The organism is Parasaccharibacter sp. TMW 2.1888 (assembly GCF_023167265.1).
GTDB classification, from domain to species: Bacteria; Pseudomonadota; Alphaproteobacteria; order Acetobacterales; family Acetobacteraceae; genus Bombella; species Bombella apis.
The window spans coordinates 1,474,283-1,486,810 of sequence record NZ_CP030979.1; the positions used below are offsets into that span (position 1 = coordinate 1,474,283).

10 protein-coding genes, 1 tRNA gene and 1 riboswitch are annotated in these 12,528 nt (G+C 61.7%); of the genes, 2 read left to right on the plus strand and 9 right to left on the minus strand.

From position 1 onward, the window contains the following. Positions 1-714, plus strand: a complete 714-nt coding sequence (locus DTQ13_RS06760) for an ATP12 family protein (protein ID WP_081562939.1) — start codon at positions 1-3, stop codon at positions 712-714. Positions 715-812: 98 nt separating this feature from the next. On the opposite strand, the gene ispF is transcribed toward DTQ13_RS06760, so the two are convergent. The 3 genes from ispF to metZ all read right to left on the minus strand — a co-directional run bounded on the left by ispF (position 813) and on the right by metZ (position 3,912). After that, positions 813-2,036 carry a 2-C-methyl-D-erythritol 2,4-cyclodiphosphate synthase gene (gene ispF / locus DTQ13_RS06765; protein ID WP_086431165.1) on the minus strand — a complete coding sequence of 408 codons (1,224 nt, stop codon included), beginning with the start codon at positions 2,034-2,036 and terminating at the stop codon, positions 813-815. A 26-nt stretch (positions 2,037-2,062) separates the two neighbouring features. After that, positions 2,063-2,539 (minus strand): Co2+/Mg2+ efflux protein ApaG, encoded by a 477-nt coding sequence (gene apaG / locus DTQ13_RS06770; protein WP_154981641.1) that lies wholly within the window; start codon positions 2,537-2,539, stop codon positions 2,063-2,065. Positions 2,540-2,700: 161 nt separating this feature from the next. After that, entirely contained in the window at positions 2,701-3,912 is a 1,212-nt protein-coding gene (gene metZ, locus DTQ13_RS06775) for an O-succinylhomoserine sulfhydrylase (RefSeq protein WP_043560889.1), read from the minus strand. Positions 3,913-3,990: 78 nt separating this feature from the next. Beyond that, positions 3,991-4,071, minus strand: a riboswitch (SAM riboswitch). 168 nt (positions 4,072-4,239) lie between these two features. Here metZ and DTQ13_RS06780 point away from each other — a divergent pair. Beyond that, positions 4,240-4,313 (plus strand) — tRNA-Gly (locus tag DTQ13_RS06780). 32 nt (positions 4,314-4,345) lie between these two features. Here the strand turns inward: DTQ13_RS06780 and DTQ13_RS06785 are convergent. The 6 genes from DTQ13_RS06785 to DTQ13_RS06810 all read right to left on the minus strand — a co-directional run bounded on the left by DTQ13_RS06785 (position 4,346) and on the right by DTQ13_RS06810 (position 12,494). Further along, entirely contained in the window at positions 4,346-5,722 is a 1,377-nt protein-coding gene (locus tag DTQ13_RS06785; RefSeq protein WP_248460402.1) for a cytosine permease, read from the minus strand. 39 nt (positions 5,723-5,761) lie between these two features. After that, positions 5,762-8,272: a TonB-dependent siderophore receptor gene (locus DTQ13_RS06790; RefSeq protein WP_248460404.1), complete on the minus strand. Its 2,511-nt coding sequence runs from the start codon at positions 8,270-8,272 to the stop codon at positions 5,762-5,764. A gap of 42 nt (positions 8,273-8,314) precedes the next feature. After that, on the minus strand, positions 8,315-9,295 hold the full coding sequence (locus DTQ13_RS06795; RefSeq protein ID WP_248460405.1) for a homocysteine S-methyltransferase family protein: 981 nt from the start codon (positions 9,293-9,295) through the stop codon (positions 8,315-8,317). A gap of 335 nt (positions 9,296-9,630) precedes the next feature. Next, complete coding sequence (locus DTQ13_RS06800; protein ID WP_248460406.1) at positions 9,631-10,179, minus strand: hypothetical protein; 549 nt, start codon at positions 10,177-10,179, stop codon at positions 9,631-9,633. Between the two features lie 78 nt (positions 10,180-10,257). Continuing rightward, positions 10,258-10,995, minus strand: coding sequence for a 2OG-Fe dioxygenase family protein (locus tag DTQ13_RS06805; RefSeq protein WP_248460407.1), 738 nt, complete (start codon positions 10,993-10,995; stop codon positions 10,258-10,260). A gap of 236 nt (positions 10,996-11,231) precedes the next feature. After that, the gene (locus DTQ13_RS06810) at positions 11,232-12,494 is read right to left on the minus strand and encodes an NAD(P)/FAD-dependent oxidoreductase (protein ID WP_081562941.1); all 1,263 of its coding nucleotides are present in this window, start codon (positions 12,492-12,494) and stop codon (positions 11,232-11,234) included. Between the last annotated feature and the right edge of the window lie 34 nt (positions 12,495-12,528).

Here is a 12,528-nt window from a genome sequence, read left to right on the forward strand (position 1 = left end):
ATGGCACAGTTGCACAGGCGTTTCTGGAAACAGGTGACAGTGGGGCCAGTCGGTGAGTCTGGCCAGCAGGGACCATTGCTGGATGGCAGGCCCGTGAAGCTGCCTGCCGGAACGGCCCTGGCCGTGTCATCTCCTGCTCTGGCAGAGGCCCTTGCGGAAGAATGGCGTCAGATTGCCGAGGGTGCCCAGTTCACCCCGGATGATCTGGTCCTGACCCGCATGGCGGGCAGTCATATCGAGCGCATCCTGCCCGATCGTGCAGCGATGGAAGCCGCCCTGCACGCTTATGGCATTGATGACAATCTCTGCTACCGGAGCGTGGCGCAGGATGATGCCGTGACGGCCCGCATCCGGGCCTGGGCAGCGGAACAGGGGCTGCATCCGGCCATGACGGATGGTCTCATGCCTCTGGAGCAGCCTGCCGCCTATGGCGAGGCCCTGACGCATTACCTGTCGCAGCTGGAGCCTGCCCAGCTGACGGCTCTGGGTGTCATGGTGCCCATCATGGGCAGCCTGCTTCTGCCGCTGGCTCTGGTGCATGACGTGGTCAGCTTTGACGAGGCCGTGCATCTTGCCCACGCCGACGAATACCGTCAGCTGGAAAAATGGGGCCACGACAGGGAACTCGCCACACTGCTTGAGAAGCGGAACACAGACATTGCCGATGCGCTCCGTTTCCTGCATCTGGCGCAGGGGCGGGTGAAAGCAGCCTGACCGGACAGGAAGCGTGATTTCATGGAACGGAAAAGCCCCTCCAGAACGGGTCTCTGGAGGGGCTTTTTCACGACTGGCCCTGCGGAGGAGGGAGCGCCTTACTCCCCGCTGTCCGGCACCATGATGCTGACGGCAGCCGTGGCGGCGATGCCTTCTTCCCGCCCCGTGAAGCCCAGACGTTCGGAGGTCGTGGCCTTGACGGAAATGCGGCTGGGACTGACCTTCAGCAGCTCGGCAAGGCGGGCGCACATGGCCTTGGCATGAGGGCCGATCTTCGGGCGCTCGCAGATGATCGTCAGGTCCGCATTGACCAGCATTCCTCCTTTGGAGCGGATCAGCTCTCCAGCATGGATGAGGAAGCGGGCGGAATCCATGTCACGCCATTTCTCATCCGTGGGGGGGAAGTGACGGCCAATGTCGCCCTCATTCAGCGCACCATAGATGGCGTCGCAGAGTGTATGGATGCCCACATCGGCATCGGAGTGACCGGCAAGGCCCTTCTCATGAGGAATTTCGATGCCACAGAGGATGAGCTTGCGGCCTTCGGCAAAGGCATGAACATCATAACCCAGACCGACACGGGGCAGAAGAACGGGAGCCTGCGCAGGCTGGGTTTTCTGGTCCTCAATTACACGTTCAAGCCGCATCAGATCCTCCGTAACGGTCAGTTTGATATTGTCTTCCGAACCCATGACGATCGCCACCTTGTGCCCTTCCGCCTCCAGCAGGCCGGCATCATCGGTCAGGGCGGTGCGGTGCCGGTCATGCAGGTCCCGCAGCAGCGGGAAGGAGAAGCCCTGCGGGGTCTGGGCACGCCAGAGGCCCTCCCGTGAGACCGTCCCGGTGATGAGGCCATTCTCCACCTTCTTCAGCGTGTCGCTGACAGGCAGGGCCGGGATGACACCCTCATGGGTCTCCAGTGCCTCAAGGGTACGGGTGATGACAGCAGCCGGGACGCAGGGGCGGGCCCCGTCATGCACGAGAACGACATCAGGCGGCTCGGGCAGTTTTGCCAAGGCCTCCAGTCCGGCCCGCACGCTGTCATGCCGTTCGGCTCCGCCCTCGACCGGGGGAAGGACATCCAGCCCTGCCAGGGCCTCGGGCAGGAGCGGGTCGCTGCCAACCGGCTGGAGGACATCGACATGCGGCAGCAGGGCCATGGCGGCGTGCCGGATGACCGGCTGCCCGGCCAGAAGATGGAACTGCTTGCTTATGCTGGCCTGCTCCTGCGGGGCACCGGCAGAGAACCGCCGCCCACGCCCCGCCGCCAGAAGAAGGGCGGCAATGCGTCTGTGTTTCGGGCGGGCATGAGGGGCGTTCAAGATGGCGGGTCCTTTTCTGCTGTCCGTCAGTGGGTCATGCCCATGTGATGGGGACTGTCCAGACTGAATACGGGCACGGTGACATCAAAACGATGGCCGCTGGCCGGGGTGACCATGTGGTAGAGGCCCTCCATGAAGCCGCTCGGTGTTTTGAGTTCAGCTCCGGATGTATATTGATAGCTGCTGTCTGGAGCAATGACGGGCTGCTCGCCCACCACGCCTTCACCATGCACGTCTTCACGCCCACCCCGATCATCCGTGATGGTCCAGCTGCGTGAGAGAAGCTGGATGCTCTCCTTGCCTCTGTTTTCAATCAGCACATGATAGAGCCAGACATAACGGTGTTCCTCCGGGTCGGAATGTTCATCAACCCAGAAAGGGCGGACATTCACGGTCACGTCGCCGGTATGGGCCGTAAAGGCGGGCAGGGACGTGATGGGCTCCATCTCGAGGGTTTCCGTCTCGGCCATCGGGCCTTCCGGGGGGAGGGAATTATCGGACATGGGCCTTTACTAGAATCATTATGGGGATTTGTCAGGTCATTCTGTCAGGAGCGGCGGATTTTCCCTTACTGGTATTCTGGAATGTCTTCATATGTCTGACCTGTCGTGGCCGCCCGTCCCGTTCACGGGGAGTGCGGGGACGGGCTTGCAGGCCGGGTCGTTCAGCCTGCCTGCCGGGCGGCTTCGGCCCCACGGCGCAGGTCCTCGATAAGGTCCTCCACATCTTCCAGCCCGACCGAGAAGCGGATGGACCCATCCGTGATGCCCAGAGCATCACGCTGTTCCTGTGTCAGCTTGCGGTGGGTGGTGGTGGCGGGGTGGGTGGCAAGGCTGCGGGCATCCCCCAGATTGTTGGAAATGGCAATGAGCCGGAAAGCGTTGAGGCAGGCAAACGCCCCTTTCTTGCCATTGGCGACGCTGAAGGCCACCAGTGTTCCGCCATTGCTCATCTGTTTCCGGGCAAGGTCGGCATGGGGGTGATCCTTGCGGCCGGGATAGCGGACGGACGTGATGCCGGGCAGTTCGCTCAGGGCGTCAGCAAGGCGGGCGGCATTGCGGGCCATGGCCTCCACACGCAGGCGCAGCGTTTCCAGCCCCTTGGACAGCACCCAGGCATTGAAGGGAGACAGCGTGTTGCCTGTATTGCGGACGAAGGGCTGGAGTGTTCCGGTGATCCATTCCTGACTGCCCAGAATGGCCCCGCCCATCACACGGCCCTGACCGTCAATATGCTTGGTACAGGAGTAGATGACGACATCCGCCCCGAGTTCCAGCGGCTTCTGGCCAACGGGCGTGGCGAAGACATTGTCCACCATGAAGATGGCCCCCGCCTTGTGGGCAAGGTCGGCAATGTGGCGGATGTCCAGAACATCCAGCATCGGGTTGGAGGGGGTTTCGATCAGCACGGCCTGGGTGGGTTTGGAAAGGGCCTCCTCCCAGGCCTTGAGGTCGGTGCCGTCCAGCATGACGGTCTCGATGCCATAGCCGGGCAGCAGCGAGTCCAGCAGCCAGTGTGTGGAGCCGAAGAGCGCACTGCTGGCCACGACACGGTCACCGGCCTTCAGCTGGGCCAGCAGGGCACAGGAGACGGCTCCCATGCCGGTGGATGTCGTCTGGCAGGCCTCGGCCCCTTCGAGCAGGGCGAGCCGGTCCTGAAGCGCATCAACCGTGGGGTTCCCATAGCGGGAATACTGAAGATGCTGGATCGTCCCTTCAAAGGTGGCCTCGGCCTGCTCTGCGCTGTCATAGACAAAACCGGAGGTCGGGAAGATGGCGTCCGACGTTTCACCATGTTCGGTGCGGTTGCGGGCCTCGTGCAGCAGACGCGTGTCGGTGCGGCAGGAGGAGAGGAAGGACTGGTCGGTAGAGGGCATGGGTTCCTCCAGCTGAAGAGGCAGACCACCCGGCGGCCTGCCCGATTAGGATGGAGGCCGTATGAAGTCCTGATTCTGCGGGAGAGAAACAGGGCCTCTTTAGCGCATGTTCTTTTACCTCGCCGCAAGCCGGCCTATCAAATCACGAGGGTGGGTTACCATCCAGCAACGCCACACCCCGACTATGCGCCCGGTGGAAGGGGGCGTCAAGGAGAACCGGTCACGGTTCGCTGGAAGATGTTCGGGGAAGGGCGATACTCTGCTGGAAAATATGATGGAAAGGGGATTGCGCAGGGTTTTGCCAGCCGGTATAAGAGGCCCCACGAAGCGGATGTAGTTCAATGGTAGAACGGCAGCTTCCCAAGCTGCATACGGGGGTTCGATTCCCCTCATCCGCTCCAGTCTTTCCCCTGGAAATCAGAAGGTCGTCCCTTCATCCGCCCGGTTGTTGGGTGTGGTGGGCTTTTCCGTACCGTGCCAGCAGAAGATAGCTGAGCGTGGAGACGAGCAGGGCCGTCAGCCATGAGATGTCCACGCCATGCAGCCGTTCCAGCAGCGGGCCGTGATAGAAGGACAGGTTGAGGAAGGGGATCTCCGCCAGAATCCCCAGCCCGTAGCTGAACAGGGCCGGGCCGTTCACAAGCCCATAGACCCCGCCATCCCGTTCGAAAAAGGATGGGACATGATAGTCCCCTTTGCGGATGAGGTAGAAGTCCGCAAGGTTGATGGCTGTCCATGGGATCATGACGGCCATGAGCAGGTCCAGCAGGGCGCTGTAGGCGGCATTGAAGGACTTCGCCATGAAAAGGGCCATCGCCGTGGCTGTCAGGATGATCAGCAGGGTGATGATGAGGCGGCTGCGCCCCCGTGGCTGCCAGCTGGTGCGGCAGCTGTGCAGCAGCGTGATGAGGGAGAGCGTGCAGCAGTAGAGGTCCATGGCATTGGCGAAGGCGATGGACAGCCCCAGGACGAGGATGATCAGCCCTGCCCATGGTCCCGTCATGTGGGTGATGGCGACGGCGGGTGATAGCCCTGTGGCGGCACTGAGGAAGGCCCCCGCTGTCATCGCCAGAAAGGTTCCGCCGACCGTGCCGCCATGACAGGCGAGGAAGATGCGGGGATAGCTGGCTTTCTCATCCGGCAGGTAGCGTGAGGAATCGGAGACATAGGGAGCCGTGGCGATCTGCCAGAGCACGGCGATGGAAAAGGCCTGGAGAAACCCGGCAAAGGAGCCGTGCATGTCTGCCAGAAAGGCCTGCCCGTGTGGCAGGCTCGCCAGCCCGACAAAGAAGCAGAGCAGGATGACGGCCGTCGTGATGAAGGAAACCGCCGAGGAGAATATCTCGATCGTCCGGTAGCCGATGATGCAGGGCAGCAGGCTGAGGACGGCCATGATGAGGATGGCCGGATGTGCTCCCAGCGAGGGCAGGACACTCCGCAGCGCATCGCCGCCCACCACGCAGTTGGAGGCGACGAAGCTGACATACATGACGACGACCATCAGGATGACCGGCATGGCCCCCCATGCACCGAACTGCCCCCGGCTCTGGATCATCTGCGGCACCCCAAGCCGTGGCCCCTGCACGGCATGAAGGGCCATGAAGACAGCCCCGAGCAGGCTGCCAAGCAGGAAAGCGAGGGCCGTTAGGGTGAAGGAGATGTGGCACTGCAACGGCCCCAGCGCACCCGTCACGACCGTCAGCAGCGTCATGTTGGTGCTGAACCAGATGGTGAACTGGTCCCGCGGGCGGCCCCGCCTGTCCGAGGCGGGGATGGGGTGGATGGTGTGCTGCTCGATCGCTGAGAACATGGTGGTCTGCCCTGTCGTGGTCCGTGCCTGTCTCCGGGGTTACAGGCTGATGTTGATGCGCCCGTAGTAATAGCCGCCCGTCATGGGGATACCGGCGGAATTGTTGTCGTAGAACAGTGAGCCGGTGTAGGAGTTTTCCAGCGGCATCCGGCGGGGCCGGACGTTGAAGAGGTTGTTCCCGCCGACGGCCAGATGGATGCGCTTCGTGGCCTGGAAGCCGACCTCAAGGTCCGTCAGCCAGGCAGGTGTGTTCACGAAGCGGTGGAACTGGCTCTGCGAATATTGCAGGGCCGCCGGGGCCTGGTCCTGATAGGTCACGTTGTTGACCGTCTCGCCATAGCGTGTCTGGCGGAGGTTCACATTCCAGCGGTCCAGCTTCCAGTATGCGTTGAGAACGATCTTGCTGCGGGGTGACGCCGTGGTGAGGTAGCCGATCTGCTGGGCATTGAGGATGGGCGATCCGTCCGCATAGGTGTTGAGATGGTGGATGCGGGTGCGGTTCAGATTAAGGGCCAGGCTGAGATTGAGTGACCCGTAGCGGTGCAGCTTCAGGGCGTAATCGGCCATGATGTCCAGCCCCTGCGTGCGGGTGCTGGCCCCGTTGGTGAAGTAGGTGGCTGTGACGTTGTCCGGGTCCAGCCCGCCGGGCAGGGAGGCCCCCATCAGGGCGATGGCATTTTCTGCCGCACTGCCCTGGAAGCTGCCGCCCGGTGAGATGCGGTTGCGGATGTTGATCTGGTACACGTCAGCCGAGACATGAAGGTTCGTGACGGGTTCCAGCACGATGCCGCCGCTGGCGTTGGTGGAGCGTTCCGCCTTCAGCCGCTGGGCACCGAGGGAGCTGGCCGCTGCGGAACTGACAGGCAGACTGGCCGAGGCCCCGTTGGGGATGACGCTGAGCACGCTGTAATGCTGCTCCAGCAGGGTGGGAGCACGGTAGCCGTTGCTGATGGTGGCCCGCAGGGCAAAGCGTTTCGTCACGTCATACCGGGCGGCGATCTTGCCCGTCTCGGCATTGCCGGAATCGGTATAATGCTCATACCGCCCGCCGAAATCGACATCAAGATGCCGGAGCGGGTGGAAGTCCGCATCAATGTAGCCCGCCCAGACGTTGCGGGTCCATGATCCCGCATTCTGCGGCATCAGGCCCGCAAAGCCCTGGAGACCACCCTTGTAGTAGGAGGCAGGCTCACCGGCCCCGATGGTGTATTTCTCCAGCCTGTGCTGGGCGCCGAAGGAGAGGTCCAGCGAGCGGCCGGGAGCAAAGGCGAACCTGCGGCTGATGTTCAGCGTGTTGTTCCACTGTTCGTTCTTGAAGCGTTCCGTCCGGACCTTCGTGGGGGATGTGCCATAATCGGCATAATAGGCCGGGCTGCCACTGTTCTTCAGGGTCATGTGGTCATCATCGGCCCCGTATGTCGTGTTGGCATCCCAGTGGAACCCGGCAGGCAGGCGGCCCTTCAGCCCCAGTGTGACGGCGTAGTCCTGTTCCTCCATGGCCTCGATGGGAGAAAACCCGTCGGGATAATATTGCGGGAACGTGTCCGGCGTCCGGTAATCCTGGAAGCCTTCACCGTGACGGTGGGCATAGGTGACAAAGCCGTAGCCTTCCAGGGATTGGGTGAAATGCTTGCCGAAATTGAGGCTGAGGGTCTGGCGGGTTTCCTCGGCAAGGCTGAGGGCCGGGTCGTCATAACGGTTCGTGCGGACGTCCAGACCTTTCTGGATGAAATGGTCGGTATGGTACATCTGCCCGGCCAGATTGACGTACCCGTCCTCGCCCAGGGCTAGGCCCTTGTCGAAGCCGAACTGGTACTGCCAGCCATCGCCGTTATAGGCATTTGCGCCTGTCTGGGCATCAATGTCGGAGCTTCTGACGTCCTTTTTCAGCACGATGTTGATGACACCGGCCAGCCCGTCCGCCCCGTAGCGGGAGGCGGCACCGTCCCGCAGGATTTCGATATGGTCGATGGCTTCCGGGGGGATCATGTTCAGGTCCACCGGGCTGGAGCCTTCCTCTGGCCCGCTGTCGGCACTGATGTTCGCCGTGGTGTGGCGGCGTATGCCGTTGACGAGCACGAGCGTGTGGTTGGGGTTCAGCCCCCGCAGGCGGATGGAGGAGGTCAGGGCCGAGGCGTCATACCCTGCTGCACTGATGGTGATGGACGGATTGATGCGGGCCAGAGCTTCCGCCACGTTCAGCTGCCCCGTGCGCTGGAGCTGCTGTGCCGTGACGATATCCACCGGTGAGGTGCTGGCCCGTGCCCGTTTCAGCGGTGTGTTTGTCCGGTGGACGGTCAGATGTTCGGCTGATCTGGCATTGATGGCATGGGGCCTGTGGCGGGTTGTGGATGTGCTCTTGCGGGCCTGTGTCTTTCTGCTGGCCGCTGGGGAGGTCGTGGCCGTGCCTGTCACTGTGGCGGCTCTGGCGGTGGATAGTGAGCCTGACAGGGCCGTGGCGAGGCCAAGGCCCATGCCGCATGACCCCATAAGCCAGGAGAGGGACAGCAGGGAGGCAGGCAGACGGTGAGAGCCATGCAGGCGGGGCATTGTGGTGTCTCCAGAGTGCGAAATGGGCGGTGGGTCAGCAGGTCAGGAAAAACGGGCGGCGAGGGCGGCGACATGCTCCGGCCCGATGCCACAGCAGCCCCCGATGATGTCGGCCTCGGCAGCAAGCCAGTGCTGGGCGAAGTCGGCGTAACGCTGGGATGTCAGCGTGCCATCCAGTGGAGTGATGCTTTCATTGGCTCCTTCGCCTTCGCCGTCATGATGGTTGTGGGCGAAACCGTTGGCATACACGCCCAGTTTCAGGGTGGTGGAATCTCCGTGGGTCTTCAGCACCTTTCGGGCTGTGTGCAGGGCCGTTTCCATGATGCGGGGGTCGCTGCAGTTGAAGAGCAGGGCCTCCAGCTTCAGCTGAAGGGCGGCTTCCACGGCTTCTTCCAGCAGTTCACCCGACCGCAGGCGGACCGGGGCGTGCTGGTGGATGAGAGCGGCGGGATCGGAATCATCCAGCGTGAAACTTCCCCAGAAGGGGCGTGCATCGTCCGTGCTCTGCTGGACGAGCCTGTGGGCTGTCTGCAGTTCGGCGATGCTGCTCTGTGTTTCTGCCAGCCAGAGATCGGCCGAGGGTGCCAGCCCACGGATGAGCGGCGTCAGGATAGCCTCTGCCTTCTGGGGGGTGAACAGGTCGGGACGGTAAGAGCCGCCTGCCGGTGGCAGGGAACCGGCCAGAAGAGACGGCTTTCCACCCTGGGCCTGTGCTGCAATGGCCTGCCGTCCCAGATGGCCGGAGAGGCGGGCCAGTTCCTCGCCCCGTGCGGCAAAACGTTCCTCACCGATATGGAATGGCACGACGGCATAGCTGTTGGTCGTGATGACATGCGCCCCGGCCTTGAGGAAGTTCTCATGGGCCTGCTGCACCAGATCGGGCCGCTCTATCAGGCTGAGGGCTGACCATTCCGGCTGGCGGAACGGAGCTCCCATGCGGTGCAGCTCCCGCCCCATGCCACCATCAAGGATGAGAGGTGTCCGGTCAGCTACGGAAGAGAAGGGCGTGGTGGAAGAAGGCATGGCGCTGGCTCATTGGGGGGGCTGTGGTCTGGTCCCCGTTTTCTGTCTGTTGAAGGAGCGCCATGGGTAAAAAAACTTGACGAAAATATCAATCCCATACACATATAAGCATGATGTTATATGTAAAGTATAGAAGTGGGCGGAGAAGGGTATTATTGAGAGCTAAAGGTGACGGCAAGTTAATGTATTGTATTTATCATATAATGATATGATTATATCTATATAAAAAACTGTAAAAAATATTTTCTCCGGTATCAGCCGGATTTTGTCATTCCTTTGCAGAAAGATGAAAAAGGGCCCCAGCGCCTGCCAACATGACGGTGGGGCCCGAAGAATCAGGGGCTGTTGAGAGTGTCCTCGTATTTCTGCCCGTCAAATACCCAGCGGTCGTTGTCATCAATAATGATGTCAGCCAGACCGTTGTGACGCTGGCGGGCAATACGGATGGAACCGTTCACGCTGTCCAGCAGTGTGTCCCATTTGTTGCCATTCCTGCGATAGATGGAGGTGGTACAGCCTGCAGACCCGCAGAGGCGGTATGATTGCAGCTGCACGAACAGGATCATGTTTTTCTGCTTTGGGGCGAGTTTGGCTGTCCCTGTCAGGACGATGGGTGTCTCGTTGTGGCGGGCCGCATCGTCCAGAAGGTCTGCATTCAGGCTGCGGGCCTGCCTGTCCAGCTCCGTGCCGGGCTGGGCTTTCAGCTCCACGGGTGTCGTGCTGGAGTGCTGTGCTGAATGATGATGACGTGACGGATGCTTCTGGCTGGCCGCCTCGGCCGGGCTGGTCTGGATGAAACCGAAGAGACCCATGACGATGGCGGAACGGCACAGGTTTCCGGCAAGGCCACGGAGGCGGACAGGAACAGGTGATGAACGTGTCATGGCGTCGTTATCCTCTGGGGGACGGGTCAGGAAAAGACAGGGAAGCCCGCCATGAATGGCAGGGTAACGGGGTTGTGCTCATTCATACCGCAAGGTGACGACGAGCACGTCACGGTAGGCGGGCAGGGTGGGGTCTTCCGGTTCTACCGCCGTCACACCGTGATAGACGCGGTGATCGTCCACAATGGCAGTATCCAGCGGCTCTGTCAGGGTGAAGGACCCCAATACGGTCTGCTGGTCCAGCGCATGGATGCTCGTGACGCCTTCCCGTATGTTGCAGCGGTTGACCATGAAGACGAAAACCCAGTCCACGCCATCACGATGCATCCCTTCCGGCGTGGGAAGAGCCTCTGCATCGTTGGCGGCCTCGATGCGGAACTGATGGACCTCCACATGCCACGGGGCTGGCTGGGGTCGTTCCGGGGAGAGGTGGTCCGCCATGGTGGAGGTGGCCTGGAGAATGGCCGCAAGGGCCGGATGTCGCCCCACCTCGTCAGTGATGGGACTGAACCAGCGTTCTACCCCGCCATTGAGCAGATTGTAATCCCGGCTCTGATAATGGGGCTGATGGTCCTTGCGGGTCAGGCTGTTCCCGGTGATGGAAAAAGTTCCATAGCGACGACGGCGGTAGCGCCCGCCATCAGCCATGTAGAGGTCCATGCCCAGATCATTCCAGCTTTCAGCAAAACCCTGCCAGTCTTTCAGGCCGCAGGGCTCCAGCCACGCTCTGGCCTGTCGAGCGGGGAGAAAGGCAAAACCGTTTTTGATGATCTGCTGTTCGATAGAACCGGTGGAAGCTGTACAGGATAGGGTCATGGCAGGCGTTCCCCTGTCGCCGCAAGGGGAGCAGACTGGGGCTGCCCTTTTCTGGCGGTACGGATCATGATGGCACAGAGCCCGAGTATAAAAGGTCTCCCGGCAACTGTCTTGCGCCTTGTGCCGTCCTGGTGAGAAACCTTGATGGTGGAGTGTACAGGCCTTTTGAGCCCCCGCAGGGCAAATCCCCTTCACCTGCCGTGAAGGGGGCTGCCGGGTTGGGGGGAAGGGCCGCTTCAGTCCTGTTCCGGCTGTGCTGACGGTTTCTTGCCGTTCAGATCAGGATTGTTGGGCTTGAAGCGTTCGCCGAGGGCTGCGCAGACGGTACGGAAAAGACCGCTGATGCCCATCTGGTGCTGGCGGAACAGACCTTCATGGATGAAGCGGGCCAGCTGGGCCCCAAAGCCATGGCCGCCGAACCCCTTCTTGGAGGGCCACATGCCCCAGGCATTGTACCGCCCCAGGGCCACGACGGCGCCACGGTCGTTATAGACGAATGGGACCGCTGCCTTGCCAGCCAGCTGGCGGGGAATGGCAACCCGGCCGACATAACGGCCTTCCTGCCGGGCGGCCTGCGCCGTGGGGGCTGTGGGGTTGACCTCCATGCGGGCGCAGTCACCGATGGCATAGATGGACGGGTCTTTCGTGGTCTGGAGCGTGTTGGTGACCATGATCTGCCCGCTGCGGCTGAGCTCAAGATTCTTCAGGAGAGAGGTCGCCACGCAGGCTTTCACCCCAGCAGCCCAGATGGGGAAGTCGGACTCGATGCGCCGGCCATCCTTGAGGGCGATGTATCCGCAGCCGACCTCACTGACCATGCCGCCGGTGATGACATCGAATCCCAGCTTCTCCAGCTCGGCCTTGGCCTCGGCCGAAACCTGCTCGGGGAAAGGCGGCAGCAGTCTGTCCTGCGCCTCGATCAGCGTGGGCCTGAGCAGCCTTTTGCGGGCAGAGGGGCCAAGGCCGGGAGTGCTGTCGATGGCCTGGCAGAGCTCGGCAGCCAGCTGCACCCCAGTGGCACCACCCCCAACAATGTTCAGGTGGACAGGCTTGTTTGTCAGCTGCGCCCGCTCGATGAGCGTACGGAAACGGTCGTGGATGGCGTTGGCATCAGCCAGGGTATTGAGGAAGAGGCAGTTTTCTTTCGCCCCGGGCGTGCCGAAGTCGTTTGCGCAGGAGCCCAGAGCCACGATGAGCAGATCGTAATTCAGGACCTGCCCGTTTTCCAGGTTCAGCGTCTTTGTCGTGCTGTCGATGGTGTCCAGCGTGCTCTGGATGAAGGAGAAGCCGAAACGTTTGGAAAGCTCATTGAAGGCGAACAGGTTGCCTTTCTGACCGATCGTGCCGGATGCCAGCTCATGCAGGACAGGCTTCCAGATATGGACGGCGTTCTGATCAATCAGGGTAATGCGGACATGGGAGTTGTGGCTGAGCTGGGTTGCGGCTTCCAGCCCGCCAACACCACCTCCCAGAATGACGACATGTTTCTTTGCGGACATGGAACCGTTCCTCGTTTTTCCGACGTGACAGGCG

What these genes read in the sequence shown, in the direction of transcription:
- DTQ13_RS06810 (WP_081562941.1), bottom strand. Translation starts at nt 12,494, where the DNA reads ATGTCCGCAAAGAAACATGTCGTCATTCTGGGAGGTGGTGTTGGCGGG.
- DTQ13_RS06785 (WP_248460402.1), bottom strand. Translation starts at nt 5,722, where the DNA reads ATGTTCTCAGCGATCGAGCAGCACACCATCCACCCCATCCCCGCCTCG.
- DTQ13_RS06800 (WP_248460406.1), bottom strand. Translation starts at nt 10,179, where the DNA reads ATGACACGTTCATCACCTGTTCCTGTCCGCCTCCGTGGCCTTGCCGGA.
- DTQ13_RS06790 (WP_248460404.1), bottom strand. Translation starts at nt 8,272, where the DNA reads ATGCCCCGCCTGCATGGCTCTCACCGTCTGCCTGCCTCCCTGCTGTCC.
- apaG (WP_154981641.1), bottom strand. Translation starts at nt 2,539, where the DNA reads ATGTCCGATAATTCCCTCCCCCCGGAAGGCCCGATGGCCGAGACGGAA.
- DTQ13_RS06805 (WP_248460407.1), bottom strand. Translation starts at nt 10,995, where the DNA reads ATGACCCTATCCTGTACAGCTTCCACCGGTTCTATCGAACAGCAGATC.
- metZ (WP_043560889.1), bottom strand. Translation starts at nt 3,912, where the DNA reads ATGCCCTCTACCGACCAGTCCTTCCTCTCCTCCTGCCGCACCGACACG.
- DTQ13_RS06760 (WP_081562939.1), top strand. Translation starts at nt 1, where the DNA reads ATGGCACAGTTGCACAGGCGTTTCTGGAAACAGGTGACAGTGGGGCCA.
- DTQ13_RS06795 (WP_248460405.1), bottom strand. Translation starts at nt 9,295, where the DNA reads ATGCCTTCTTCCACCACGCCCTTCTCTTCCGTAGCTGACCGGACACCT.